Here is a 25,907-nt window from a genome sequence, read left to right on the forward strand (position 1 = left end):
AGAGCTCGCGACCTCGACGGGTACTCGCTTGGATCCTTCATCTACTATGCTCTGCCGCATAACCATTCCACAAGTGCTATTGACCGATGATTCCACTTGTGTCATGCTCGATGAAGACGAGGTGACCCACCTCACGACATCCAACGACCTTCCGGAGGCATCGATGAAGATGGAGAGCATCCTCCTTGGAGTGCTCCTCGAGCACCCGAGCACCGGATACGACCTCAAAAAGTACCTGGACACCCACGGCAGGTTCCTGCGCTCCAACACCCAGATGAGTCAGGTGTACCGCTCTCTGGCCAGCATGGAAAAACAAGGCTGGGTCACACATGAGCTCGATCCCCGCCCTGGCGCCCAGGACGCAAAAACCTACCGGGTGACGCAGGAAGGGGCCACCGTCTTCCTTGACTGGCTGACGGGACCGTACCAGCCGCCGTCGCGCTTCCAGGATCCCGAGCTGGGCGTGCGTCTGACCTTCTCGGGGTTCATGAGCGCAGAGCAACTGCTTCGCATCCTGGATACCGAGATTGAAACCCGGCAGTCCGAAATTGCCCGTTACCGCAATCGGGACCGGAGGCAGGTCTGGGCGCCAACCATCCCGTTTGACGCCGAACTTGCAGATTCGGTCGGAGAGCGGATGCACCTGATGGGGGCTGCGGCCATCGACGCCCACGTTGCCGCCATGATCGAGCTCCGCCGCGATTTGCTGGACGGAAAGCTGTCTTCCCGCTCGCTGCCGGCGGTGCCCGGGGATGAGTCCCCAGCACAACCCCGGTGACAACAACCGCGGGCCCGTCCTGACCCTCGGTTCCCCGGAACTCCCGCTGACGGGTTATTTGTCCGCGCCTCCCCCACACACCTGACTTTTTGTCTTTGAAAGGATTCCCCATGCGGGCCATCATCCTGATGTTCGACAGCCTCAACCGCCACATGCTTTCCCCCTACGCCGCCGACACCATCGTGCAGGCACCCAACTTCGCCCGGCTCGCGGCCAAGGCGACCACCTTCGACAACTTCTATGCCGGATCCATGCCGTGCATGCCCGCACGGCGGGAAATGCACACAGGCCGCTACAACTTCCTGCACCGCTCCTGGGGACCACTTGAGCCCTTTGACGACTCCATGCCCGAGCTTCTGAAGCAGGCCGGCGTCCACGCGCACCTGGTGTCCGACCACCCGCACTACTGGGAGGACGGCGGAGCGACCTACCACCCGCGCTACACCACCTGGGAATTCTTCCGTGGCCAGGAAGGCGACCCTTGGAAGGGCGTGGTCGAGCCCGCAGGAGAGGGCGAAGACTGGCGGTCGCAGATGAAGCGGCAGGACCTGATCAACCGCTCCTACATGGCAACTGAAGAGGAACACTCACAGACCAGAACCGTTGACGCGGGCCTTCACTTCCTCGACGTGAACAAGGACGCGGACAAGTGGATGCTCCAGATTGAACTATTCGACCCTCACGAGCCGTTCTTCACCCACGAGGCTTACAAGGCGATGTACCCACACGACTACGACGGGCTGGAGTTCGACTGGCCCGGCTACCAGAAGGTCAGTGAATCCCAGGACCAGGTGGAGCATGCCCGGTACGAGTACGCCGCCCTGGTGTCTATGTGCGACAAGTCGCTCGGCCGGGTCCTCGATGCCATGGATGAGCACAACCTCTGGGAGGACACCCTCCTGCTGGTCAACACCGATCACGGTTTCCTGCTGGGTGAACATGGCTGGTGGGCCAAATCAGTTCAGCCCTGGTTTAACGAGCTGGTGCACCTGCCGATGTTCCTGTGGGATCCGCGCACCGCCGGTCGCGACACGCGCAGGGGAGCCCTGGCACAGACCATTGACATCGCTCCCACCATGCTCCGGTACTTCGGCCTCGAACCCACTCCGGACATGCAGGGCCAGGACCTCGCCCTCGTCATGGAAGACGACTCCGCTGAGGTCCGCGACGCTGCGCTGTTCGGGATCCATGGGGGCCACGTCAATGTCACCGACGGCCGGTACGTCTACATGCGCGCCGCAGCCGATCCCGGCAACGGGCCCTTGGAGGACTACACCCTCATGCCCACCCACATGCGCAGCCGCTTCACTGTGCCCGAACTGGCCAATTGGCAACCCGCCGAACCGTTCGGTTTCACCAAGGGCCTGCGGACCATGTCCGTGCAGACGAGTTCCTTCATGAACCCCTGGACCCACGGAACTCTGCTGTTTGACCTCGAGAACGACCCGCAGCAGAAGAACCCGTTGACGGACGACGAAACTGAACTGCGCATGCTGCGGCTCCTGGTGACGCTCATGCACGCCTCCGAAGCTCCTGCTAGCCAGTTCGAACGCCTCGGACTCCCCGGGGTCGGTGAACCCGGCGAAGACCACTTGCTGGTCCGGAAGCAGGCCGATCGCGCCCGCCTGGCCTTGGAACCGCTGCCCGCCCTGGATTCCCTCCCCGGCAGGGGAGCCGCACTGACAGTCCCGGTCCTCGAACTCCTCCAGGACCCCAACGCACGCGAGGTCCTGGAAAGGCACCTGCCCGATCTCGTCAGCACCGAGCTCGTCAACCTTCCGGCGCAGCTCACCCTTCACCAACTTGCCGCAGTCGCCGCTGTCCCGGCAGCCGCCCTCGGCCCCATCGCCGAAGCCCTCACCGCCGTACCCACGGCCTAACACAACCCACCCATCTATCACCTGGCAACGAAGACAGGAACTCTTTAATGAGCACTCATCGCGTCCCCGCAACCCCCGCCCAGAACACGGCCGCTCCTACCCAGGTGGAAGGCGCAGCCCAGGCCCGTCACGTCCCGCACCGGTGGCGAAACCTTGCCGTCCTCACCGGTGTCACCGTCGTCGACAACACCGAAGCCGGCCTGAGCACCACCCTGTTCCCCACCATCGCCGCCGCGCTGAAGCTGCAGAGCAGCCACCTTGGGCTTCTCGCAGCCCTGGGCAAACTCGTGGCTGTACCCGCCGGTCCGGCCTGGGCCTGGCTGGCAGGAAAAATCGGACGCCGGAAGGCCCTGGTCGCCACAACCTTTGTCGGCGGTGCCTTCGGCATTGCCGCCGGCTTCTCCCACGACTTCGTCCAGCTGCTGATCTTCAACACCCTGATGTCCGCAGCCATCATCGGCGGCAGCCCGATCGCGAACGCCATCATCGCCGACTCCTTTGACGACAGCCAGCGCGGCAAGGCCGCAGGCTACTTCTACGGCTTCATCAGCCTCATCAGCTCATTCATCGGCCCCCTCATCGCGCTCTTCACCGGACTGACCGACGGATGGCGGTACGGCATGTGGGCCATCGGCGCCATCTGCATCGCGGCGGGCCTGCTCGTCATGTTCTTCCTCAAGGACCCCGGAGTGGGCGCGTCCGAAAAGCAGCTCGCCGACCTGACAGGACGCGAAACGCTCGCGCCGAAAGTCACCCTCGGCACCGTGCTCTCCCTGTTCCGCATCCCCACCTTCTCCGTCATGATGCTCTCCCGGCTGCTGTCGGGTCACCTGCTGATCGTGATCTTCGGTATCCAGTTCCTCGTCGCCGAACGCCACTTCACCAACGCCGTGGCCGCCATCGTGCTCTTGCCCTTCGGGCTGGGCTACTTCGCCGGCACCGCAGGCGGCGGCTGGCTCATGGCACTACTTGACCGCATCCTGCCGGACCGCGGCCGCGTCGCCTACCTGCAAGGTGCGCAGGTCCTCTTCGCCGTCGTCGCTTTCTTCGCCACCCAGTTCAACTACGACAACGTCGGCATCTACGGCATCTTCTGGGCACTGATGGGCTTCGCCCAGGGCGCCAACCCGCCCGCCAACCGTCCCATCGTCGCCGCCGTCGTCTTGCCCGAACTCCGCAACCAGGCCTTCGCGATCTTCCTGACCGTCTTCGAAACCATCGGCTGGGCTGTCTTCTCCCTTGGCGCCGGCGCACTCGCGGCATCGCTTGGCATCCAGACCGTGTTCCTCTGGACCCTCGTCATCCTGATGCTCGTCAATGCAGTGGTCCTCACCGCCCTCTACGGCTGCTACCCGCGGGACGTCGCCAAGGTCCGCGACATCCTCGAAAACCGCCGGCAGGAAGCACTCCAGCACGGCTGACCGTCCTGCACCACACATCATCCTTCCAACCCACGCATAGGAACCACCACCAGCCCATGGAAACCCTCAGCGCACAGAAAACCTCCAACAAAGCCATCGACGACCGCCTCCAAGCCCTCCTGCCCCAACTGACGCTTGAAGAAAAGGTCCAGCTGCTGACCGGCCGCGACTTCTGGACCACCTGGCCGATGGAAAAGATTGGGCTGCGCCGCATCCTGGTCTCCGACGGCCCCACCGGAGTCCGCGGCGAAGTCTGGGACGAACGCCAGCCGTCCGTGAATTTCCCTTCCGCCACGGCCATCAGCTCCAGCTGGGACCCCGCCATCGCCGATCGGCTTGGAGCGGCATCGGCCGTCGAGGCGAGGCGCAAGGGCGTCGACGTCGTTCTCGGACCGACCATTAACCTGCACCGCTCGCCCTTGGGCGGCCGGCACTTCGAAGCCTTCAGTGAAGACCCGGTTCTCACCGCGGAACTGGCAGCAGCCTACGTGGCAGGCGTCCAGCGCAATGGTGTCGGGGCGACGCCGAAACACTACGTTGCCAACGACTCCGAAACCGACCGCTTCACCGTTGACGCCATCGTGGACGAGCGCCCTTTGCGGGAACTGTATCTGCTGGCCTTCGAAAAGGCCGTCGTTGAATCCCGCGCCTGGCTGGTCATGAGCGCTTACAACTCGATCAACGGCACCACCGCCACCGAGAATGACCTGCTCGAAACACCATTGAACAGTGAATGGGGTTTCGACGGGGTCGTGATCAGCGACTGGACCGCGGTGCGCAGCGTCGACTCCGCCAACTCATCGCAGGACCTCGTCATGCCAGGCCCCGATGGCCCCTGGGGCGACGCCCTCGTCGCAGCGGTCCGCTCCGGAGAGGTAACAGAAGCCAGCATCGACCGGAAGGTCCTTCGGATCCTGCAGCTCGCCGCCCGGGTCGGCGCCCTGGAAGGCTTCGAACCGGTCAGCGCCGAACCCGTGGACCGGGAGGACCTGGTGGCCTTCACCCGGGAAGCCTCCGCAGCCGGCACTGTCATGGTGAAGAACGACGGCGTGCTGCCGCTGGACCCAGCCGCAGTGGGCACGATCGCGGTCATCGGACATAACGCCAAGTACGCCCGGACCCAGGGCGGCGGGTCAGCGACCGTGCTCCCGGAAAAGATCGTCACCCCGCTCGAAGGGATACGCGCCGCGTTCGGGGCAGACAGCGTCACCTACAGCACTGGTGCCATCGTGCAGGAAGGCGTCGCCGAACTTCCCCTGGCACAGATAACTAACCCTGCCACCGGCATTCCCGGTCTGCGGGTTGCGTTCCTCGACGCCGACGGCAAGGAACTGTTCACGGAAGACCGCCGGTCCACCGCCCTCGTCTGGTTCGGAGGAGACGCCCCCATCCGCGAATCCTCCACGGTCCGGTTGCACACGATCTACACGCCCGACGAAACCGGCTCTGTCCATTTGGGGGCCGCCACCGTAGGCGGGGTACGGATCCACGTGGACGGAATTCTCGTCCATGAGGCGGAGGTGGAGGTGAACGGCAAAGACATCGCCGAGTCCTTCCTCGCCCCGCCGTCATCAACGGTGGAGATCCCGGTAACCGCAGGTGTTGCCGTGGAAGTCCTCGTCGAACTGGACACATCAAACCGGAGGGGCCCCCTCGACAACGCCCTGAGCGTCACCCTCGGCACCGAACCCGCTCAAATCGACCCCGAGGTGCTCATCATCGAAGCAGCGAAAGCTGCGCGGCAAGCGGAGGTCGCCGTCGTCGTTGTTGGCACAAACTCCCGGGTCGAATCCGAAGGCTACGACCGGACCAGCCTGGATTTGCCTGGTTATCAGGACCGGCTCGTGCACGCCATCGCCGCAGCGAACCCCCGCACCGTTGTGATCGTCAACGCCGGCTCTCCCGTCATCATGCCCTGGCGCCACGAAGTCGCCGCGACCTTGATCGGCTACTTCGGAGGCCAGGAATTCGGTAACGCGCTGGCCGACATCCTCACCGGCACCACCGAGCCCGGAGGCCGCCTGCCCACTACGTGGCCGGCAACTCAGGGCAGCGTCCCGGTCCTGAACACCACTCCCGACGCCGACGGCAAGCTCCGCTACGACGAGGGCATCCACATCGGATACCGCGCCTGGCTCAAGACCGGCGCCACCCCCGCCTACGACTTCGGCTACGGCCTCGGATACACGACCTGGTCCCTCAACAACGTCGAAGGACCGGCGGACCCCGTCACGCCCGGTGACAGCGTCCCTCTGAAGGTCTCCCTGACAAACACTGGCGAACGAGCCGGCAAGCAGGTCATCCAGGTTTATGCAGAAAAGAAGGACTCCACCGTGGAGCGGGCTGTCCGCTGGCTGGTCGGTTCGGCACCCGTCTGGGTAGAGCCCGGCGAACATGTCTCAGTAGACCTGCAGATCACCACCCGTCTCCTCGCCTACTGGAACAACGGCTGGAACTACGAACCCGGCAACTACCAGATGCGGGCCGGCTTCTCCGTAACAGACCTGCCCTCCGCGACGACCGTCGTCCTGAAACCATGACAACGGCAGTGAGGCGAGAGACCTCCCCCGGCATGGTCGAGGTCAACGTAAACGACAGTTCTGAATTGGACCACGCTTTGAGCGAGGCCATAGAGGCGATCAAGGACGCAGCCACCCGTCACCAAACCGGAATCATGGTCACCCGCGTAGCGCCTGGCCGGTACATTGTGCGGGCCCACCCTGCCGTTCCCTTCGGCCTGACACGCCAACAACACGAATAGAGAACTCTTGCGCTTTTGGCGCCGGCAGCAGCTGATGTCGACACCAAGAGCGCGGGCATGTTCCATGGACTGTTGTTGTCATGCTGACTCCTGTCAGCTGCTCAGACCGGAGCTTGGACACGTGCAACGAGCGGCACTTAACGCGTCGAAGGAAGCTCAAAAGAGGGTGTGGACATTGTCCACACCCTTGGCTCCGGATCGGCTCTTACCGTCTTTGAACCGCCCCGGATTCCGCACGTTTTCGCGGGTTCCCAGTGTTTGCAAGGGCCGGAATGTAGTTCGAGTCCCACCTCGGGCACGACGTATTCCCTCGTCAGGGGCGATTTTGCTTTGACGTGTTGACAAAGCTTGCGGTCGCGTCGCCTGACGGGTTGGGTCGCGGGCTGTGGCCTGGCCGCCGCGGGGCTATTCAGGTGTGTGGGTGGCGGGTTCAGCGCCCTGGCTGGGGGCCCTCCGCGTGCTGTTTGCTGGGTTATGCGGTTCCTCGCTTCCGGCTTTGTCGGGTCGGCCCGGCGGGCCTACACCTATTCATGGGCCGGGGGAGCGAAGACGACATGACGTTGCGGATTATGGTTGGACCCGTTGTTGAGAAGCCGCTTTTGTGACCTCATAGGCGCAGGGTGTGCGCGGTTTGTCTTGTCAAAGAGGGTGTGGACAGCGTCCACACTTACGTCTGCTTTATGTGAGCCTTGTTCGGCTACCCGGTGGGCCGACGTCGCCTCCATGCCGGGAGAGGAATTCCCGGGCAGCTTCTGGTCAGTTACCTGGCTGCCGCTTATCAGGCCGTGATGGACAGAACTGCGGCCATGCAGCGTTCTGTGTCGCAGGCGTTGTTGCGCGGAGCACCATTGGCCCGCGTTGTCGGCTCGGCATCGTACTGTGTGCGCACTTCCTCGCCTGCCCGTACGATGAGGGTGGCCTTGCGGGGTGGCTACAGCAGGTTACGAAATCGGCCAGCCTTTTCCTCTGCGCGGCGTGGGATCCGGGTCGTACGGTGTGTGTTATTCGCTCCCTGACTCCAGGCGTCTGGCCTTGGAAGCAAACCTTTGGCTTCTTGTTCAGCGCAAGCTGGTGGGTTTTGCGCGGGTCAATCTCGGGCGACAGCGGCGGGGGTATGTGGTCAAGTTCAAGGCGGACGTTTCCCTCTTCCAACCAGAGAACTTTATTTCTGACCTGGTGCAGGAGGTCTTCTGTGAGCCGATACTTTGTCTCTTTTTGCGTTTGGCTACTTGAAATCGCTTTTGGTTTTTCTGATCGATTGTTCTGATAAGTTGTGCAATTTCATTGTTGTGTTTCCGTGGCAGCCGGTACAGATAGGGTGCGCGCTCAACGCCGTAGGCAAGCAGAACAAACCCAGTGAATATTCCAATGAACATTAGTTGAGTAATGAAGGTAGCGTCAGAGCTGAGATTGCCATCTTGACCAGCTCGCGGGCGACCTCGGCCTCGAACTTGTCTGTCAGATTGTCAGCGGATGTTTTACTCGGCACAGCCTCAAGTGTCGCGGCCTTATCTGCCTACTTCCCGCCGGGTCAACCGCCCGGCGTGTCAAGCCAAGGTACAGGGTTGATTTCACAGTCCCTTACCCGGAATAGGACTCTCTGAAGGTGTGGTTGAACATGCCGAGCTTCAGGGTATTCCTCGTTGCGGAATTCCGAGGGGTACCGGAGACGCCGACGCAGGGAACAGTAAAGACCGCCCCGTCACCGGGCGGCCTTCTTTGTATTCCAAGTGGTTCTGGCTTCCGTCCATGCCGATGTAGGCCCTCACGTCCAGCGCAAGTAAAGGACCTCATGTAGCTGCATTCTTCCCGCTGCGCCGATCTAGCATAGATAGATGGAGGTTGATCGGGAATTCTCGACGGAAGAGAGGCGGAGCTATACCGCCATGTGCCCGGTCTGCGGTGAGACGGCGTACCCGACGTGGCAGCGCGTCTACGATTTGTCCGATCCGGGACAAGCTGAGAAATGGAAGCTGGCGCTCCTTGAATGTCTAACCCCCGGGTGCCCCGACTCCCGTTATGACGCATAGGCTTCTGAAGGTTTGCTCCTTCTCCACCCGCCGAACCATACTGCGCAAGCCCACCCTTGACGCTCGGGTGCCCCGAGGTCTGGCCATGCTCTGGTCAGGCTGGTTCAGGATGGCGTCGGGGACTTGATGGGAGGCAGCGGTGCCAGCTAGCCGAACTCGTGGTGTTGCCGTTGGCCGGGCCCGGCAATTCGGCCAGCACAACGATCGACGTCAGCCCGCCCTGGCGGTGCCGGCGGCGTTGTTCGCTGCGACCCCACTCTCGGGTGAGCGCCAAAGGCGGGCACCCCCAACTCGCAAAACGCCGCCCACAGCTACGCCGCGGTCGCACCTACACTGCTCCAAACTTCGGGCGAAACCGAAGCAGCACAGCCTGGGGCGGTCCGAAGACTAGTGCCGCGCGTCTGGACGGGAGCCAGCCCAGCTCTGGTCTCCTAGGCCCCCAGACGTCGCGCCGAGCCGAGCACCGCCTTGTTCGAGCACGCTGTCAAGCGAAGCGAGGGGAGTTTACCCGCCTATTGCTCTTTTTTTGGAGAGCTGTTTTCTGCCGCATTCTTGTGGTGCTTCGCAGAAACCGCCTCCGATATGCGGCCTAAGACAGGGGGGAAGTTGATTTCAAGCAGCCCCCGGAGTCACGGCCTTCCAAGGCTTCAGTTTGTGCCGTGATGTTCAGGGTTTCCTACAGTGCTAAATCCCTGCGGCGTTGGCGTAAAACTGCTGGTCTTCGCGCCACCCGCCCATTCCCATTCCGATGTCCTTGACGTCCGTGACGAATTCGATGCCCTGGATCCATTTGATCATTTTGAAGCCGAGCTGGGTCTCAAGCCTGAGCCGCAGCGGTGCTCCGTGTTCGATTGGCAGCGGTGCGCCGTTCATCTCCAGGGCTAGGAGGCTTTGCGGGTGCCGGGCTAGGTAGATCGGGATGGAGGCGTAGTAGAAGCCGTAGCGCCCTTCCCCTTCGGTCAAACCTTTGTCGTCCATGCCGTAGAACACCACGTGCTTGGCTTCGGGGTGGGGTTTGACTTTTTGCATGATGTCGGAAAGGGGAATTCCTGCCCATTCAGCGATGGCGGTCCATCCTTGAATGCAGTTGTGCTTTGTGATCTGCCGTTGCTCGCCGAGCTCCCGCAATTCCGGCAGTGAGAATGACATGGGTTCTGCAACCAGGCCGCCGACGGCGAGGTGGTAGCCACGGAAACCGTTGGCCGCCATCTGCTCGTAGTCCTTGCTTGGCGGCGGGTAACCGTTAACACGGAAGTAGGGGGAGATCTCTTTTCGGGAGTAACGCTGACGCGAAGTGCCGGCCCGGGATATGGCCCGTTCAAAGGGATTCACAATCCTGCCCAGAAGCCGTTGCGTGCGGCGACGGTAACGCAGCGAGAACCAAGTGATGACCACGTGGAAAATCACGATCGCTAGGAGCCCGGCCAGTCCGATGCCAGTGGCCAGCCGGCGGTCGCCGTGGGGGTTGCCGAGAACGATGGCTGCGAATTCCTGCGGAAGGCCATGGATGATGACCATGAACACGTGTACGACAGTGAACGCGGCGAAAGCACACATGATCAGGAAATGGAGGCTGCGTGCTCCTTGCTTGCCTCCGAACAGCTTGCCGTAGCGGGGGAAGCGGGCAAGCACGGAAGGTGACATTGCTGCACCGGTCAGAATCTGCAGTGGTGCCAGAATGAAGATCACCACGAAGTAGGAAAGCTTTTGTGCCGGTTCGAAGGGTTCGCCGGGGATCTTGGCCGGCAACTCGAATTGCAGATAGGTGCCGACTGCCTTCAGCGAATCGGGGATGATCGACCAATGGGTGGGAACGATGTACTGCCAATAGCCCGTGACGAACATGGTGGCGACATACACGACGCCGGTGAGTATCCAGAATTCGATGGTCATGAAGTGCCAATGCCGGCCCAGACCGAGGTTTTTTCTGCCCGGCAGGGCAATCACCGGTGACCAGGACTCCTCCTCGTCCAGAGACGACCATGGTTTACGCGAGTCGGCACCGAAATTTTTCTTCGACAACCGCAGCCATTGACGTCCTGGCGGGCAGTCATCATGCCAGTACAACTTCGGGAAAGCTGACAGAACCTCTATGCCGGACCGGAAGAGCATTACCATCAGGGCAAGGTTAAGAAAATGGGTTATCACCACCCATGCGGGAAAAAATTCAGGCATACGTCCTCCTTAATGATTGGCGATGACGATTGGACACCCCGCCGCTGCGATTCAATGTGTGGAAGGCCCGCCCTCGCGGGGTTCACTGGCCGAAAAGAAGCACACGGGGCACACTGTTGGGTATGGCCAGTTACGGCACCGACACAGTCCAACAAGAACTTGCCCGCCTGCGCGCCGCGCTCCTGGATGGGCGCGGCCCAGGCGCGACTGCGGGTGAAATTAGCCGCCACACCCGGGACCGCCAGTGGCTCGGGAAACTCCCAACCCCGGTAGCGTTGGAATCCGTGGCGGATCAGGCACACAAGGCACGAACCGAGATGGGGTTCAGTTCGTCCCGCAGCCTGGAACATCTGGGCCTTTCCATCGCTATTGCTGCGGGCGGTGGTTTGGCCTTCCTGGCGAACCGGTTGCTCCGCAAGACACGGAATCGGAGGAGGCCGGGGTCCGGCGCGCCGTAGCCATCCAGACCGAGACGCTGAATAAATACCCAGTGGTGACGTCCGCATAAGATGGTCCCCTCACCGGTGGCTTTGTTCGTCCCGGGCCAGTGAGTCGATCTTGTCCAGCCTGAGGTAGCGGAACTGCCGGATGAGGCGCAGCGTAGGCTTAAGGGCGAAACAGATGGACCCGATGAGGAAGCACCAGAGCGCCGGGTCCGCGGCATCCGGAGAAAAGAACAGCATGCTGCCGATGATGAAAAGGCCGGCAGCGGCGAAATCGACCACAGTGTAGGTGAGCTCGATGGTGGCATACAACCGTTCGTGCGCCGAGGATCTCTGGCTTGCCCGAGGGTCAAACAAGCGGTGCATGCGGTCCTCTTTCTGCTGGTTATTCCGGCCTCGCGTAGTGGGTAAATCTCAAGGGCTTCCTTCAAAGGGGACCAAAAGCCCCGGCTGGCGTCATTGGGGGAGCAGGGGTTAGTCCCCGGGGGAGTCCTTCGCGATCAGGTCGGACTGGATGTTCTCGAGAGACCGGTCCTTTGTCTCGGGAACCTTCTTCAGGAAAAACAGGAACGCCAGGACACCAAGACCGGCATAGAGGTAGAACGTACCCTGGCGGGTGATCACCTGGCCGAGGCTCAGGAACGTGGCGGCAACCAGGAAGTTGGCGCCCCAGTTAACCAGGGTGGCCACGGACATGGCCTTGCTGCGGATGCCCGTGGGGTATATCTCGGAGATCATTAGCCAGAAGACCGGGCCCAGGCCGATGGCGAAAGAAGCGATGTAAAGCAGCAGACCCACCAGGGCAAGGTAGCTTGCGTGCTGCTGAAGGGCCCCAAAGCTGAAATAGGCTGCCAGCAGCACCAAAGACAATGTAAGCCCCACCGTCCCGGTAAGCAGCAGCTTGCGCCGGCCCAGCCGGTCGATCAGAAGCACTGCGATAACAGTGAATATCAGGTTGGTCAGCCCGACGAACAGGGTCTGTGTGATGGAGGTGCTCTTTGTCAGTCCGGTGTCGGAGAGGATTGTCGGAGCATAGTAAATAACCGTGTTGATGCCGACGAACTGCTGGAAAACGGCTAAACCTAAACCGATCAACAGCAGTGGACGGATCTCGGGCCTCAGCAGGTCCCGAACCTTCGCTGCGGATTCAGCATCGTTGGCCTCTTTTATGTCTTGGATTTCCTGTTCCACCTGCGCACCTTCAACGCCCTCGCGCAAGCGCTCCAACACCTTGTGCGCCTCCTCGCCGCGTCCCTGCTGCACAAGCCAGCGAGGGGTGTGTGGGACGGTCAGCATACCGATGGCCAGCACGGCGCCGGGGACGACACCCAGGCCGAGCATCCAGCGCCAATTGTCAGTGAAGCCCTGGAACACGAAGTTCACCATGTAGGCCAGCAGGATTCCTACGGTGACCGCGAGCTGGTTGAAGGACACCAGCCCACCCCGGACGCGTGGCGGACTTACCTCGGAAATATATAACGGCGCCACAAAGGATGCCGTCCCAACCGATACCCCCAGCAGGAACCTGAAGCCGATCAGCATGGGAACGCTAATCGAAAGGGCGCATCCCAAAGCGCCGACGACATAGATGGAGCCAGAAATCACCTTGGTCCATTTCCGGCTGATCCTGTCCGCGAGATACCCGGAGATCAGGGCACCAAGCATGGCACCAAGCAACAGGGAGGACACAATCCATTCCTGGGCGACTGCACTCGCGTTCAGATCGCTCTTGATGAAGAGCAGCGCCCCTGAAATTACCCCCGTATCGTAACCGAACAGTAAGCCACCCACCGCCGCGATAACGGAGGCACGCAGCAGCAGGCCGTTGCCGCTCCGGCGCATCCCGCCCAAAAACCCAGCCATCGCCAGTCCCTCCCTTTAATCCTGTCTTCGTTTGGCGTCGCATCGATGGAAAGTGAACCGTACCGGGCCAGCCGCCGCGTAAGAGTTGCCGTGCGGTGGGATTCTTCCATTCTGGCTCTTCCGGTTCCGGCAGGGCCTGAGCTCCCTCGGGTAATTGCAAATAACATATCATTGCGCATGCGCAATTGAAAGGAAATTTCTAGCCCACTGGGTCTTCTGGACGGGAGAAAGCCCCTGGAGGCAGCCGACGCATCGACCGCCCTATTAAGCCCTGAAGGGAAGACAGTGGACCTCGGTGTGCGGCCGACCAATCTACGGTTTTCCATTGCGCTTGGGCAACTATTACCCCTAGACTCGGTGGTATGTTCGACCCCGCGGCAGGCTTTCCCCCACATGTGTTGCGGGAGTATGCAATGGTTGCTGACGGTGCCCGGGCTGCTTTGATAGGTCCCCGGGGCGACGTGGTGTGGATGTGCGCGCCGCGCTGGCACGACGATGCCGTTTTCTCGGGTCTTCTGGGCGGTCCCGGGGCCTTCGCAGTAAGTCCGACTGATCCGCGTTATGTATGGGGCGGACAGTATGAGGACGGAACACTGATTTGGGTGAGCCGGTGGGTAACCGGGGCGGGAATCATCGAATGCCGGGAAGCGCTGGCATATCCCGGGGACCCAACCCGGGCGGTGCTGCTGCGCCGGATTTCTGCTGTTCTGGGTCCTGCGTCGGTGCGGATGATTTTGGACGCGCGGGCGAACTTCGGCAGGCACAAGATGGGCCGCCTTTCCTGCCATGACGGTGTCTGGACTGCCCGCTCCGGGGATTTGAGGGTCCGTCTGGCCGGTGCTTCAGTGGCGAAGTCTGGAGAACATGGTCTTGAAGCGGTTTTTGAGCTCGTGGAGGGCGACTATCAGGATCTGGTGCTGGAAATCTCCGATCACCGACTGCCCGTGGAGCCGGTGGAGCCCGGGCCGGCCTGGAGTGCCACGGAAAACGCCTGGCATTCGGTGGTCCCCCGGTTCGATAACACGATATCTGCCGATGACTGCAGACAGTCATATGCGGTTTTGCGCGGAATGACGGGGGTGGGCGGAGCGATGGTGGCCGCGTCCACCATGGGTTTGCCTGAGCGGGCCGAGCAGAAGAGGAATTACGACTACCGGTACGCGTGGATCCGGGACCAATGCTACGTCGGCCAAGCAGTCGCGGCCTGCAAGATGTTTCCACTGCTGGATGACGCGGTGGGTTTTGTTGCCTCCAGACTGCTCACCGACGGACCGGGAATGCGCCCGGCTTATACGACCGAGGGCGGCCAGGTACCGGATGAATGGGACGTTGGGTTGCCCGGGTATCCTGGCGGGGCCGGCCGGGCAGGGAACTGGGTCAACAACCAGTTTCAGTTGGACGCATTCGGGGAGTCACTGCTGCTGTTCGCCGCAGCAGCAGAGAATGACCGGCTGGACCTTGAGCACTGGAAGGCGGCAGAAATCTGCGCGGATGCCATCATGGCGCGGTGGCAGGAACCCGATGCGGGCATGTGGGAACTCGACAACCGCAGGTGGGCCCACTCCCGCCTCATCTGCGCTGCAGGCCTGCGGGCCATAGGGCGTAACGCCCCGCCACAGCAGGGGGCGCAGTGGACCTCGCAGGCTGACACGCTGATTACGGACGTGGCCAACGACTGCTTGCATCCCAGCGGCCGGTGGCAACGTGCACCGGATGATGATCGCGTTGACGCGTCCCTGCTTCTCCCGGTGATCCGGGGTGCTCTTCCGCCCGATGACCCCCGGTCCGTAGCGACCCTCAAAGCTGTGCAGGACAACCTGGCCCGGGACAGGTACCTGTATCGCTTCCGCCAGGATGGACGGGCCCTGGCCAAATCTGAGGGAGCCTTCCTGCTGTGCGGTTTTGATATGGCCATGGCCCTCCATCAACGCGGAGAGACCACCGAAGCAGCCCGCTGGTTCGAAAGAAACCGGGCCGCCTGCGGCTCCCCCGGCCTCTTCACGGAGGAGTACGACGTCGAGCAACGCCAGCTTCGTGGCAATTTCCCGCAGGCCTTTGTGCACGCGGCGATGCTCGAAACCTCGCGGCGGCTGGCGGATCCTCCGCCCCCGTGGCGGGGCCTGGGTTCCTGACGGCGAGCACCATCAACCGGATGTTTGGCGAAGTAACCGAGGAACGACGAGGAGCACGCATGAACACCTTCAAAGGCAAGACAGTAGTTGTTACGGGCGCGAGCGGCGGTATCGGCCGGGCCACGGCTATCGGCTTCGGCCAACAGGGAGCCTCAGTCGCCCTGCTCGCTAGGGGAGAAGCAGGGCTGGCCGGAGCGGCAAGGGAAGTGGAAGCGGCGGGGGGACGGGCACTGACGATCGCGGTGGACACTTCCGACCATCATGCCCTCGACGCAGCAGCCACCCGCGTCGAGCGGGAACTCGGTCCCGTCGACATCTGGGTCAACGTAGCTTTCACCTCAGTCTTCGCTCCTTTTGACCAAATCAAACCCGAAGAGTACCAGCGCGTCACCGAGGTCAGCTATCTTGGCTACGTCTACGGAACAATGATCGCTCTGGACCGGATGAAGAAGCAGGGACAGGGCACCATTGTCCAGGTGGGCTCGGCTCTTGCCTACCGGGGAATTCCGCTCCAGTCCGCCTACTGCGGTGCAAAGCACGCTATCCAGGGCTTCAACGAATCCCTTCGGTGCGAACTCCTTCACGATCGAAGCCCAATCAGGACAACCATGGTGCAGATGCCAGCTGTCAATACCCCACAGTTCAGCTGGGTGCTTTCCCGCCTGCCGAACAAAGCCCAGCCGGTGCCTCCCATCTACCAGCCCGAGGTCGCGGCGCGTGGCGTCCTTTACGCCGCCGCCCACCCCCATCGCCGGGAGTACTGGGTTGGGGGAAGCACCATGGGCACCCTGGTGGCCAATGCCGTTGCCCCCGGACTGCTCGACAGGTACCTTGCCCGGACAGGATTCAAATCCCAGCAAAGGCCGCAACCGCGCGACCCCGAACAACCCGTCAACCTTTGGAAAGCGGCCGACGAACAGCGTGACTTCGGTACCCACGGCGCGTTCGACGCCCGATCAGCAGAGCGAAGTGTTCAACTGTGGGCTTCCCAGCACCACGGCACCATTCTCGCGGCGGGCGGAGCTGCGGCAGCGGGGTTGTTGAAGTTGTTCCCCATGTTTCTGGGAAAGCGGCGGCGATGAAGGCCTTGGAGACCACCCGGGCGGCCTATGGCCTGTGCCAGACGAGCTTTCCCGGACCGATCTTCCGTTTTGCGGTTGGCCAGCAACCGGATGCGCATGTCCGCGTCGTAATGCGCGTTCTGGGGGCCAGGCACCTAATGCAAGCCTTGATCGTCGAAGCAGCCCCAACCTCCGCTGCGCTCCACCTGGGTGCCGGTGTGGTGGACTCACTGCATTCGGTCAGCATGGTGGCGCTGGCCATCGCCGATCGGCGTCGGCGCAGGGCAGCCGCCCTGGACGCCGTGCTTGCAGCGCTGTTCGCCGGGATGGAATTCGCGGCTGCGGGCCGCCGCAAAGCGGGCGCTCCAGCCTCCGGGGGCACATTGGCGGGGATGATGCAGTGCTGACGGGCCCACATGGGGGTCAGCACCGGGGGCGTGGTGCAGCGAAGATTTTGCCAATGAAAGAAGCAGGATGAGGACGGGGAGCGGCATGAAGACATCAGTTCCAACAAAGGCAACCGTTCATGGGATAGACCGCATGATCCGGAATGTGGAAACCGGACGTTTTGAGCGGTCACTTTCCGGGCTGACCGCGGTCGGTGCCTTGGTTACGGCAGCGGAAATATATTTTGAACACGACAAGGCAAGCTTCGGCAACAAACTGATGTGGCTCCCGGTCGCCCTCGGTCCTGTGGGCGCGGCTGCCGGGATCGCCGGAATCTTCAGCAAGCGGATGGCCAAGACAGCGCTCCCCCTGGCTTCCGCGGCCATCGTAGCCAATGGCTTGCAGGGAACGTATTTGCACGCGCGGGGCATCGCCCAGAAGCCGGGAGGATTCTCCAACCTGACCTACAACATGGAGATGGGACCACCGTTACTGGCACCGCTTCTTGTAACGCTGGTCGGCGGGATGGGGTTGCTTGCCGCAGTACTGAGGAGGGAAAAGTGACAGCACTCCCGCTTGACCCCAAGGACGGCGGCGGCCGCTTTCCCGGCTTCGACGCGCAAGGACAGTCCCAGCATTGGGACCGGGTGACCCAGGGTGTGGTCCTGGCCCGCCTCGGACGGCCAACAGACCTCCGGTTTTTTACCGTTGCAGAGGAAGCAACAGCAAGGGCACTTTTTGATCAGTTGCTTGACCAGCGCCACGAGCCACGGGTTCCAGTAGTCAACATGGTCGATGCTCGCCTGGCTGAGGACCAGACCGACGGCTGGCATTACGAAGACATGGAACCGGACCCTGCTGCGTGGCGCAGCACCCTGGCCGAGTTGGACGCCGAGGCCCGTGAACGCCACGAAAGGCCATTCGCCGAGCTTTCCTGGGAAGAACAATCGCTGCTCCTGACCGACATCCAGGCCGCGGAAAAGTGGCGGGGCCGCCCTGCGTCGCGGGTCTGGAGCTTGTGGACGCGCTACGCATGCACGGCGTTCTACTCCCACCCCTTGGCCTGGGATGAGATAGGTTTCGCCGGGCCCGCCTATCCCCGTGGGTACAAGAATCTCGGCCTCAACGCACGGGAACCTTTCGAGGTGGCCGACGCACGACCGGCCCAGGACCCTGCGGAACACAACGCCAAGTCCGGAACAGGAAGGCGACGCTGATGCCTTCGGTAAAAGATCGCAATGCCTCTGCATGGCTGCTGCCTCCCGTGCCGGGCACAAATCACGCCATGCGTACCGACATGAAGCAGTTTCGCGACGAGGATGAGGTCGACATAGTGATCGTCGGCTGTGGTGCGGGCGGCTCAACCCTGCTCCAGCGTCTGGCCCGCGCAGGCTGGAAGGCTGTGGCCCTGGACGCAGGTCCATTTTGGGACCCCGAACGTGACTGGGTGAGCGACGAAGCAGGCTCGCACCACCTGTACTGGACCGAACCCCGGATCATTTCCGGGGACGATCCGGTACCCCTTGGATCGAATAACTCCGGCAGAGGCGTGGGCGGCTCCATGGTGCACTACGCCGGCTACACGCCCAGGTTCCATCCCAGTGACTTTCATACCCACAGCGCCGATGGCGTCGGCGCCGACTGGCCCCTGGAGTATGAGGAACTCAAGTCCTACTACGAGGACATCGAGGGAGAACTGCCAGTAGCCGGAGAGCACTGGCCGTGGGGCGATCCACACTCATATCCCCACAGTCCCCACCCTGTTTCCGGCAACGGCGAATTGTTCCTGCGGGGTGCCTTGGCGTCCGGCATAACGGCCAAGGTTGGCCCGGTCGCGATCGCCAATGGCCGCTTCGGAAACCGGCCGCACTGCATTTACAGGGGCTTCTGCCTTCAGGGCTGCAAAGTCAACGCCAAAGCGTCACCACTGATCACCCATATCCCCGACGCCCTGCACCACGGGGCGGAAGTTCGGGCAGACTCGATGGTCACCAGGATCGAAATTGACGACAAAACGGGCAACGCCACCGGGGTGCACTACATGCGGCACGGACGGGCCCGCTTCCAGCGTGCCCGGATCGTCGCCGTCGCCGGGTATTCCATCGAGACCCCACGCCTGCTGCTCAACTCCGCCTGCAAACGATTCCCTGAGGGGCTATGCAATGACTTCGACCAGGTGGGGCGATACTTGATGGTCCAGGGGGCACCCCAGACGGCGGGCAGGTTCAAGCCAGAGGTACGGATGTGGAAGGCCCCGCCGCCGGAAGTCAGCTCTGAGGACTTCTACGAAACCGACCCGTCCAAACCGTACAAGCGCGGTTTCTCCATACAGACGGTATCGCCCCTGCCCATCACGTGGGCAGAGCACGTCGCTGCCCAGGGGCATTGGGGGGGAAAGCTGCGTGAATACATGAGCGACTACGTGCACTGGGCCTGTCTGGGTGCGCTGTGCGAGTTCTTGCCGCAGCCCGACAACCGCGTGACGCTTGCCTCGGAGAAGGACAGGAACTCAATGCCAGTGGCGCATTTCCACTACTCCCAGTGCGACAATGACCGCCAGCTGATGCAAGCGGCCCAGGGCGCCATGGAGAAGATCCTACAAGGTGCAGGTGCCGAGGAAGTCATCACCATTAAACGCTTTGCCCACCTTGTCGGGGGAGCGCGGATGGCGGCGGACGAACGGCATGGCGTTGTCGACGCGGACTGCCGCAGCTTCGCCGTACCCAACCTCTACATCACAGACGGAAGCGTATTGCCGACCCAGGGGAGTGCCAACCCGGCACTAACCATCATGGCCGTCGCGGCCCGCGCCGCGAATCGATTGATCGCAAGCGGTGCCAGCAAACCCACCTGACCCGCAGAGCCCGCACGTCCAGTCTTCCCGGCTTTTGATTATAAAGGGCACAAGAGACCCGAACGTCGGCTATCTCGTTCGCAGAGGCTACAAATGAGCTCCCGGGGAAGCCTCCGGCTCCAGTAGTTGGTGCTAACGGCGGCCGGGGGAGCCAAAGCAGAATCGCAGGAAACCCTCTCAAACAAGAAAGGCTGACCATGGCCGTCACGCGAACTACATCGGATCCGGTCCTCATCGGTCTGGACGTCGGCACGTACACAATTCCCACCGACAGCCCGGAGGCGGACGGCACATTCGCCTGGGATTCCACCACGGTTGTTGTGGTCCGTGCCCGGGCCGCCGGCTCCGAAGGGATCGGCTGGACGTATGCGCCTGTCTCCTGCTCAAAGCTCATCACAGAACTGCTCGAACCGGCCATTTCGGGACGGTCCGCCTGGGACACCACAGGCGCCGCCCTATCGATGCTGAGGGCCGTTCGCAACACCGGTCGGAGCGGGCTCGCCGGCTACGCCATCTCTGCGGTGGACTGTGCCTTATGGGATCTGAAGGCACGCCTGCTTGACCTTCCCCTGTACCGCCTCCTGGGAGCGGCGCGCGAGACGGTCAACATTTATGGCAGCGGCGGGTTTACCACCTACTCCCGTCAACAACTGGAGGACCAGCTCGCCGGCTGGGTCCACGGCCAACAGATCCCTCGGGTGAAAATAAAGATCGGTCAGGATAACGGAAATGACATCGCACGGGACTTGCAGCGCATCAATGAGGCACGCACCATCGTTGGGGATGGCGCAGAACTGTTCGTCGACGCCAACGGCGCCTACACGGCAAAACAAGCCATAAGGGTTTTCGAAGCGGCTCAGGAATCCCGGCTCGCGTGGTTTGAAGAGCCAGTGTCCTCCGACCACCTGCTCGGACTGCGGACCGTCAAGGAGGCAATAACTGCCGATGTTGCCGCGGGGGAATACGGTACCGACTTGTTCTACTTCCAACGGTTATGCCAAGCCGAAGCCGTGGACTGCGTCCAGCTGGACGTCTCACGCTGTGGCGGCATCACCCAGTGGCTCCGGATAGCCGCCGCGGTGGCAGCATATGGACTTCAGGTGTCCGGCCACTGCGCACCGAACCTGAGCGCTCCCGTCGCCGCCGCAACAGAAAACTTTCGCCATCTGGAGTGGTTCCACGACCACGTCCGCATCGAACGGACATTCTTTGACGGGACCCTAGATCCCAGCGGCGGCACGATCGCACCCGATGCACACTCCCCAGGCAACGGGCTGACCTTTCGCAGCACGGCCGTCGAAAACTACCGGGTGGGTTAGACAACCACGGCAGACAGATGCCGACCCTAAGTGCCTTACTCAGCCGCGCCGACGTCGACCGGTGAAACCGATGACTCCCTGCCATGACTAACGTAACGGCCCTTACGACGGGTAAGTCGGTATTAACAGTCAGCGAGTCAGCAGCTTATAGGGCGGCTCCCCTCGGAGGCAGTCCTCGCCGTGCTTCCCGGTGTGGTCGATCAAAAACAGGGGTTCGCCATCAGAGAGCTACCGACAAATTCCCGTCTTCCCATCCGTCGGGTTGTTCGGCGCAGTGTTGTTTGACCGGGAGGCCCAGGCAACGCCGCCTGGGAGGGCCAAACTTCACTCTGTCCAGCCAGCAGGTCTTCAATCAACTGCAAGAGTCAGTTGAGCTCCCTCATTCACACTGCCTGCTCCTCCTCCCGAGCGGGCGCGCATTGCTCACAGATCACCGGCCGAACTGACGGCCGGTGATCTGAGTGCCCAGGAGGTCGAAGAACATGGCACCTCCACTGAGCCGTGAGGCGAGGGCGCTCACTCTCAGGGAGTCTTCTTCATAGGCTTCTGCGAGTCCGGCCCCCGGAAATGATCCTTGGGAAACCTGCCGTGCACCGGCCTGTCGCCGCCGCGCCGCAGGCTCAGCATCACCAGGCCGGCAGCCAGCAAACATGCGGCCAGGAAGATGGACGTGGCGAGGAAGCTGCCATGTGTCACGTCCTGCAGGTATCCACCCACGTAGGGCCCGACGAATCCGCCGAGGTTGCCCACCGCGTTGATCAGGCCCATGGCGGTGCCCGCGACAGCTACGGGCATGGCACGGGAGGCCGAGGCCCAGAAGGGGCCGTCGTAGGCCAGGGCGCCGGCGACCGCGATGCTGATCAGGGTGACCGCAAGGAATGGAACGTTATCCCCGGTTGCCACCGAGAGCACCAGTGCCACGGCACCAACGGCCATCGAGAGGAGCACGTGCGTGGAGTATCGGCCCGTGCGGTCGGCTGCCTTGGCGTTGTACCAGAGGCCCACCATGGCCAGCACATACGGGATCGCGGTGACGAAGCCAACCTCGATGGAAGATCCGGAGGTGATCGTCTTGATCACGTGGGGGAGCCAGATATTGATGCCGTAGAAGCCGATTTGGATGAGGAAGTACACCAGGGTCAGCCGCCACACCACTGCGTTGGACAGGACGTGCCGGAGGCCGAGCTTTTCCTGCTGTGGATGTGCCGCGGCATCAGCAGCAAGGCCCTTCTCGATGTACTCCCGTTCCTGGACGGAGCACCACTTGGCTTCCCGCGGGTGGTCGGCGATCAGGGCCCACCACAGTGGTGCAGCGATGACGAACGGGAAGATACCTTCGATGATGAAGAGCCACCGCCAATCCGAAAAGGATAGGATCCAGCCCGAGAGGGGCGCGGTGATGATGGAGGCGATGGCGATGTTCATCATCCAGAACGCGTAGGCCCGGGCGCGTTCAGCGGCCGGGAACCAGTGACTGATCAGGACAAGGATGGCGGGCCAGATCCCGGCCTCGGCGACGCCGAGGAAGAAGCGCACCACCAGAAGTTGGGTGAAGTCCTGGATGAATCCGGAAAGGACAGCCAGCACGCCCCAGATGAGCACCATGATGCCGACGAACTTCTTCGCACTCCAATGTTCGGCAAGGTGACCGCCTGGTATCTGCAGGACGAGGTAGCCGATGAAGAAGATGCCGGCTGCCAGTCCCTGCTGGGCCGCATCAATGCCCAGGTCCTGGTGGAGGCCGTTGAGGGCGAACCCGATATTGGTCCTGTCCATGAACGAGATGATGTAGACGATGATTGCGACGGGAATCAGCCGCTTCCACCGTGCATTGCCCACCGCAGGGGCGGACGTCACGCTGCGTGCCATCAGAATTGCTCCTTCGCAATATGTGGCTTATCAGATCGCGCCCCAGCGCGCTGTTGCTCTCCCGCGGACCCGGCGGTCCGCTTTCCACTACTGGGCGGAACGAGCAGGACGTATTACACGTGGAGCCGCCAAAACAATGGAACGCACCCCTCAGGTGGAGTGACGCGGGGGGCTTCACTCACGAACCCTGCTCTTATTTTTGCGCAATTGTTGCTTTATCGCAAGAAGCGGGTCCCAGCTTTTTTGAAAGTCCTGGCATTCGTTGGCTGCCGGGAAATGAAGCCTGTGTCAGTGTCCTTCGGTCCGGCAGCGGTGCCTCGGTCTTGACGGCAATCCTCCTATTGGTGGCAGCTCGCGTCTCGGCCACAAGCCCTGAGCGGTGTAGGTGCAGCAGGACCAATCAAGCATTTGGACACGAAGAAACGACTAAGCGGTTACGCGGCTTCCCGCATTGCGTGCGCACTTCCTGGCCCCTGACTTGCCAGTCACTGAACGCCCGTGGGCTGAGGCTCGGGCGCAATGCCCCGGAGGCGAGGCCTTGAGGCCCTGTGCAGCAGTCAAGGCCGCGATAGGCACCCATCGAGTCATTACGCGCCCTGGTCACCGGGCTTCGACCCGCTACAGCCGCTTGGATGTAGCACTTGCCCTCGTCTTCCCCGGAGGCGGAATCAACTGATGCGGCCTCGATAACCCTTCCGCAACCCATCCATAGTGGTCCGATCAAAGCGGATTTTCAAGTGCCGGCTTCCGTTCGGTGCTCTCGTTAGTGCTCGTCCTCGTCGTGGTCCTGGCCAATGTGAAGTTTTCCTTTAACGCGTTCCATTCCTTCCGTAAGGAGCGCCTTGGCCGAGTCGCGCACCACGTCGACCCCGTCCGGGTCTCTCTTGAGTAGCGCCTCCGCAGTGTGCTTGGCGAACTCGAGGGTGATGTGCGGGGGAAGGGGCGGTACGTTTTTGCTCGTGTAGGCATCGATGACGGTGACCCCCTGGTGCGCGAATGCCGTGTCCCAGGCGCCGGCGACCTCACCGTCGGTCTTGACCCGGATTCCGCTGAAGCCGAGCAACTCCGCCCACCCGGCGTAGTCAACTGACTGAATGTCCTGGGATGTGGACCACACGGGGTTTGCGTCCTCGGTGCGCATCTCCCAGGACACTTGTGTGAGGTCGTTATTGTGCAGAACCATGATGATCAGCTGCGGGTTCTCCCATTCCTGCAGGTATTTCTTGATGGTTATCAGTTCGTTCATGCCGAGCATCTGGAAGGCGCCGTCGCCGATGGTGCAGACAACTGATCGGTCAGGGTAGGCGAACTTGGCCGCCGTGGCGTACGGCATGGCGGCGAGCATGCTGGCAAGCCGTCCGGAAAGATCACCGAGCATGCCGTGGCGGAGCCTGATGTGGTGGCCGTACCAGTCTGCCGTTGAACCGGCGTCCGCGGTGACTATGGCGCGTGGGGGCAGGCGCTTGTTTAGTTCGTGATAGACGCGCCGGGGGTTGACGCCGTCTTCGTAGGACAGCATCGCCTGCGCTTCCATCTCTCTTTCCCATTCCAGCATCTCCTCGGCGACCGTATCCTGCCAGGAGAGGTCGGTTTTCGAGTCCAGATGCGGAATAAGAGCGGCGAGGGTTGCTCTCACGTCTCCCCACAGGTTGAGTTCGGTGGGGTAGCGCAGTCCCATCTGCTCGGGTTTAAGATCGATTTGAATCGCCCGCGCCTGCCCGCTTTTGGGCAGGAACTGGCTGTAGGGGTAGTTGGTCCCGAGAAATACCAGAGTGTCGCAGTTGCTCATTTGGTGCACGCTGGGCAGGGAACCCAGGAGTCCTAGCTGCTGGGAATGGTGCGGCACGTCTGAGGGAATCACCTGTTTCGCGCGTAAGGCCGTAATCAGGCCCGCTCCGCAGAGTTCTGCGGCCCTAAGGACCTCATCCGTGGCCCCGTTCGCCCCATGGCCGACGATGAACGTGACTTTACTGCCCGCGTTAATGATTGCTGCGGCCTTCTCGATCTCACTTTGTGGGGGGACGATTGAGATGGACGGGGCGACGGCGCTGGAGCGTGATACCCAGTTCTGGGGCGAAAGCTCGGGCATTTTCATTCCCTGCACGTCGTGGGGAAAGATGATCACGGCGGGCCCCAGCCGAACTTTGGCGGTACGGAAAGCGGTGTCAACGACCGCCTGGGCCTGTTCGGGTGAGACTATCGTCTGGACATAGACCGCGACATCGGCAAGGGTGCGTTCGAGGTTGCTCTCCTGCTGCGTGAAGGTGCCCAGCGCGTTGAGCCCCTGCTGGCCCACGATAGCTACGACAGGCTGATTGTCCATCTGGGCGTCGTAGAGTCCGTTGAGCATGTGGAAAGCACCCGGGCTGGAGGTCGCAACGCAGACGCCAACTTCACCGGTGAACTTCGCGTGCGCGGTGGCCATCAGCGAACAGATCTCCTCATGTGTGGGGCGTACATACTTCAGGCCCGCTTCAGCGCGTTGGGCTTTCTCCAGTGCACCGTCGAATGCGCCGATCCCGTCGCCGGGAAAAGCGAAGATGCGGCTGACCCCCCAATCCCTCACCCGTTGGATTGCGAAATCGCTGACAGTTGCCATGGTTCTTCCTCCTGCTTTTGGTGTGGGCCGAACTGATCATCATGACCAGTTCGGGCCTAACTGAGGACCACCGGTGCGCGCACCGTGGCGTTGTTCAGCGGCCGCTCCGGACAGCGGCTGCTGCGAGGATAAAGCCGGTGAGAACAGAAGCGGCGCAGAGTATCCAGAGCGCGCCTATCTGTCCGCTTTTCTGCCGAACGGCCCGGGGCCCAGCGGTGGAAGCCACACCGGCCCGAATGAGTGCGGTGCCGGCGCTGGCAACGGCAACTATCCAGCACAGCCACTGGATGAACGCAGTTGAACCTTGGTCCATGATTTTCCCTTTCCTGAAAGGC

The 25,907-nt window shown here is 62.1% G+C and carries 17 protein-coding genes; 12 read left to right on the forward strand and 5 right to left on the reverse strand.

Annotation, left to right across the window (positions count from 1 at the left end):
- Positions 1-103 precede the first annotated feature (103 nt).
- The 5 genes from AC4EEV_RS19865 (at position 104) to AC4EEV_RS19885 (ending at position 8,073) form a co-directional block, all read left to right on the forward strand.
- Entirely contained in the window at positions 104-778 is a 675-nt protein-coding gene (locus AC4EEV_RS19865; protein WP_491329793.1) for a PadR family transcriptional regulator, read from the forward strand.
- Between the two features lie 110 nt (positions 779-888).
- On the forward strand, positions 889-2,658 hold the full coding sequence (locus AC4EEV_RS19870; RefSeq protein WP_491329794.1) for a sulfatase: 1,770 nt from the start codon (positions 889-891) through the stop codon (positions 2,656-2,658).
- 47 nt (positions 2,659-2,705) lie between these two features.
- Complete coding sequence (locus tag AC4EEV_RS19875; protein ID WP_491329795.1) at positions 2,706-4,079, forward strand: MFS transporter; 1,374 nt, start codon at positions 2,706-2,708, stop codon at positions 4,077-4,079.
- A gap of 56 nt (positions 4,080-4,135) precedes the next feature.
- Positions 4,136-6,619 (forward strand): beta-glucosidase family protein, encoded by a 2,484-nt coding sequence (locus AC4EEV_RS19880; protein ID WP_491329796.1) that lies wholly within the window; start codon positions 4,136-4,138, stop codon positions 6,617-6,619.
- Positions 6,620-7,872: 1,253 nt separating this feature from the next.
- Positions 7,873-8,073 (forward strand): hypothetical protein, encoded by a 201-nt coding sequence (locus AC4EEV_RS19885; protein ID WP_491329797.1) that lies wholly within the window; start codon positions 7,873-7,875, stop codon positions 8,071-8,073.
- A gap of 1,481 nt (positions 8,074-9,554) precedes the next feature.
- Here AC4EEV_RS19885 and AC4EEV_RS19890 read toward each other — a convergent pair.
- The 3 genes from AC4EEV_RS19890 to AC4EEV_RS19900 form a co-directional block, all read right to left on the reverse strand.
- Positions 9,555-11,045: a molybdopterin-dependent oxidoreductase gene (locus AC4EEV_RS19890; RefSeq protein WP_491329798.1), complete on the reverse strand. Its 1,491-nt coding sequence runs from the start codon at positions 11,043-11,045 to the stop codon at positions 9,555-9,557.
- Positions 11,046-11,563: 518 nt separating this feature from the next.
- Positions 11,564-11,854 carry a YrhK family protein gene (locus AC4EEV_RS19895; RefSeq protein ID WP_463960786.1) on the reverse strand — a complete coding sequence of 97 codons (291 nt, stop codon included), beginning with the start codon at positions 11,852-11,854 and terminating at the stop codon, positions 11,564-11,566.
- 108 nt (positions 11,855-11,962) lie between these two features.
- Positions 11,963-13,351 (reverse strand): sugar porter family MFS transporter, encoded by a 1,389-nt coding sequence (locus AC4EEV_RS19900; protein WP_491329799.1) that lies wholly within the window; start codon positions 13,349-13,351, stop codon positions 11,963-11,965.
- A 413-nt stretch (positions 13,352-13,764) separates the two neighbouring features.
- Between AC4EEV_RS19900 and AC4EEV_RS19905 the strand changes: the two genes are divergently transcribed.
- The 7 genes from AC4EEV_RS19905 to AC4EEV_RS19935 all read left to right on the forward strand — a co-directional run bounded on the left by AC4EEV_RS19905 (position 13,765) and on the right by AC4EEV_RS19935 (position 21,104).
- Positions 13,765-15,483, forward strand: a complete 1,719-nt coding sequence (locus AC4EEV_RS19905; protein WP_491329800.1) for a glycoside hydrolase family 15 protein — start codon at positions 13,765-13,767, stop codon at positions 15,481-15,483.
- A 59-nt stretch (positions 15,484-15,542) separates the two neighbouring features.
- A complete protein-coding gene (locus AC4EEV_RS19910; RefSeq protein ID WP_491329801.1) occupies positions 15,543-16,565 on the forward strand; it encodes an SDR family oxidoreductase in 1,023 nt (340 codons plus the stop codon).
- Between the two features lie 137 nt (positions 16,566-16,702).
- Positions 16,703-16,951, forward strand: a complete 249-nt coding sequence (locus AC4EEV_RS19915; protein WP_463960783.1) for a hypothetical protein — start codon at positions 16,703-16,705, stop codon at positions 16,949-16,951.
- An 85-nt stretch (positions 16,952-17,036) separates the two neighbouring features.
- The gene (locus tag AC4EEV_RS19920; RefSeq protein WP_491329802.1) at positions 17,037-17,495 is read left to right on the forward strand and encodes a hypothetical protein; all 459 of its coding nucleotides are present in this window, start codon (positions 17,037-17,039) and stop codon (positions 17,493-17,495) included.
- Positions 17,492-18,148, forward strand: a complete 657-nt coding sequence (locus tag AC4EEV_RS19925) for a gluconate 2-dehydrogenase subunit 3 family protein (RefSeq protein ID WP_463960781.1) — start codon at positions 17,492-17,494, stop codon at positions 18,146-18,148. The genes AC4EEV_RS19920 and AC4EEV_RS19925 overlap by 4 nt, the downstream gene beginning before the upstream one ends.
- Positions 18,148-19,785, forward strand: a complete 1,638-nt coding sequence (locus AC4EEV_RS19930) for a GMC family oxidoreductase (protein WP_491329803.1) — start codon at positions 18,148-18,150, stop codon at positions 19,783-19,785. Before AC4EEV_RS19925 ends, AC4EEV_RS19930 begins: the two co-directional genes overlap by 1 nt.
- Positions 19,786-19,982: 197 nt before the next feature.
- Entirely contained in the window at positions 19,983-21,104 is a 1,122-nt protein-coding gene (locus AC4EEV_RS19935; protein WP_491329804.1) for an enolase C-terminal domain-like protein, read from the forward strand.
- Between the two features lie 522 nt (positions 21,105-21,626).
- Here the strand turns inward: AC4EEV_RS19935 and AC4EEV_RS19940 are convergent.
- Together AC4EEV_RS19940 and AC4EEV_RS19945 are read right to left on the reverse strand one after the other, a co-directional pair.
- A complete protein-coding gene (locus AC4EEV_RS19940; protein WP_491329805.1) occupies positions 21,627-22,973 on the reverse strand; it encodes an MFS transporter in 1,347 nt (448 codons plus the stop codon).
- A gap of 763 nt (positions 22,974-23,736) precedes the next feature.
- Positions 23,737-25,572: a thiamine pyrophosphate-requiring protein gene (locus AC4EEV_RS19945; protein WP_491329806.1), complete on the reverse strand. Its 1,836-nt coding sequence runs from the start codon at positions 25,570-25,572 to the stop codon at positions 23,737-23,739.
- Between the last annotated feature and the right edge of the window lie 335 nt (positions 25,573-25,907).

Source organism: Pseudarthrobacter sp. MOO14 (assembly GCF_058267675.1).

Bases quoted from the DNA above. Each gene is read 5' to 3' on its own strand.
- AC4EEV_RS19905 (WP_491329800.1), top strand. From the start codon at position 13,765: ATGGTTGCTGACGGTGCCCGGGCTGCTTTGATAGGTCCCCGGGGCGAC.
- AC4EEV_RS19915 (WP_463960783.1), top strand. From the start codon at position 16,703: ATGCAAGCCTTGATCGTCGAAGCAGCCCCAACCTCCGCTGCGCTCCAC.
- AC4EEV_RS19895 (WP_463960786.1), bottom strand. From the start codon at position 11,854: ATGCACCGCTTGTTTGACCCTCGGGCAAGCCAGAGATCCTCGGCGCAC.
- AC4EEV_RS19880 (WP_491329796.1), top strand. From the start codon at position 4,136: ATGGAAACCCTCAGCGCACAGAAAACCTCCAACAAAGCCATCGACGAC.
- AC4EEV_RS19900 (WP_491329799.1), bottom strand. From the start codon at position 13,351: ATGGCTGGGTTTTTGGGCGGGATGCGCCGGAGCGGCAACGGCCTGCTG.
- AC4EEV_RS19910 (WP_491329801.1), top strand. From the start codon at position 15,543: ATGAACACCTTCAAAGGCAAGACAGTAGTTGTTACGGGCGCGAGCGGC.
- AC4EEV_RS19935 (WP_491329804.1), top strand. From the start codon at position 19,983: ATGGCCGTCACGCGAACTACATCGGATCCGGTCCTCATCGGTCTGGAC.
- AC4EEV_RS19865 (WP_491329793.1), top strand. From the start codon at position 104: ATGCTCGATGAAGACGAGGTGACCCACCTCACGACATCCAACGACCTT.
- AC4EEV_RS19875 (WP_491329795.1), top strand. From the start codon at position 2,706: ATGAGCACTCATCGCGTCCCCGCAACCCCCGCCCAGAACACGGCCGCT.
- AC4EEV_RS19940 (WP_491329805.1), bottom strand. From the start codon at position 22,973: ATGGCACGCAGCGTGACGTCCGCCCCTGCGGTGGGCAATGCACGGTGG.
- AC4EEV_RS19930 (WP_491329803.1), top strand. From the start codon at position 18,148: ATGCCTTCGGTAAAAGATCGCAATGCCTCTGCATGGCTGCTGCCTCCC.
- AC4EEV_RS19870 (WP_491329794.1), top strand. From the start codon at position 889: ATGCGGGCCATCATCCTGATGTTCGACAGCCTCAACCGCCACATGCTT.
- AC4EEV_RS19920 (WP_491329802.1), top strand. From the start codon at position 17,037: ATGAAGACATCAGTTCCAACAAAGGCAACCGTTCATGGGATAGACCGC.
- AC4EEV_RS19890 (WP_491329798.1), bottom strand. From the start codon at position 11,045: ATGCCTGAATTTTTTCCCGCATGGGTGGTGATAACCCATTTTCTTAAC.
- AC4EEV_RS19945 (WP_491329806.1), bottom strand. From the start codon at position 25,572: ATGGCAACTGTCAGCGATTTCGCAATCCAACGGGTGAGGGATTGGGGG.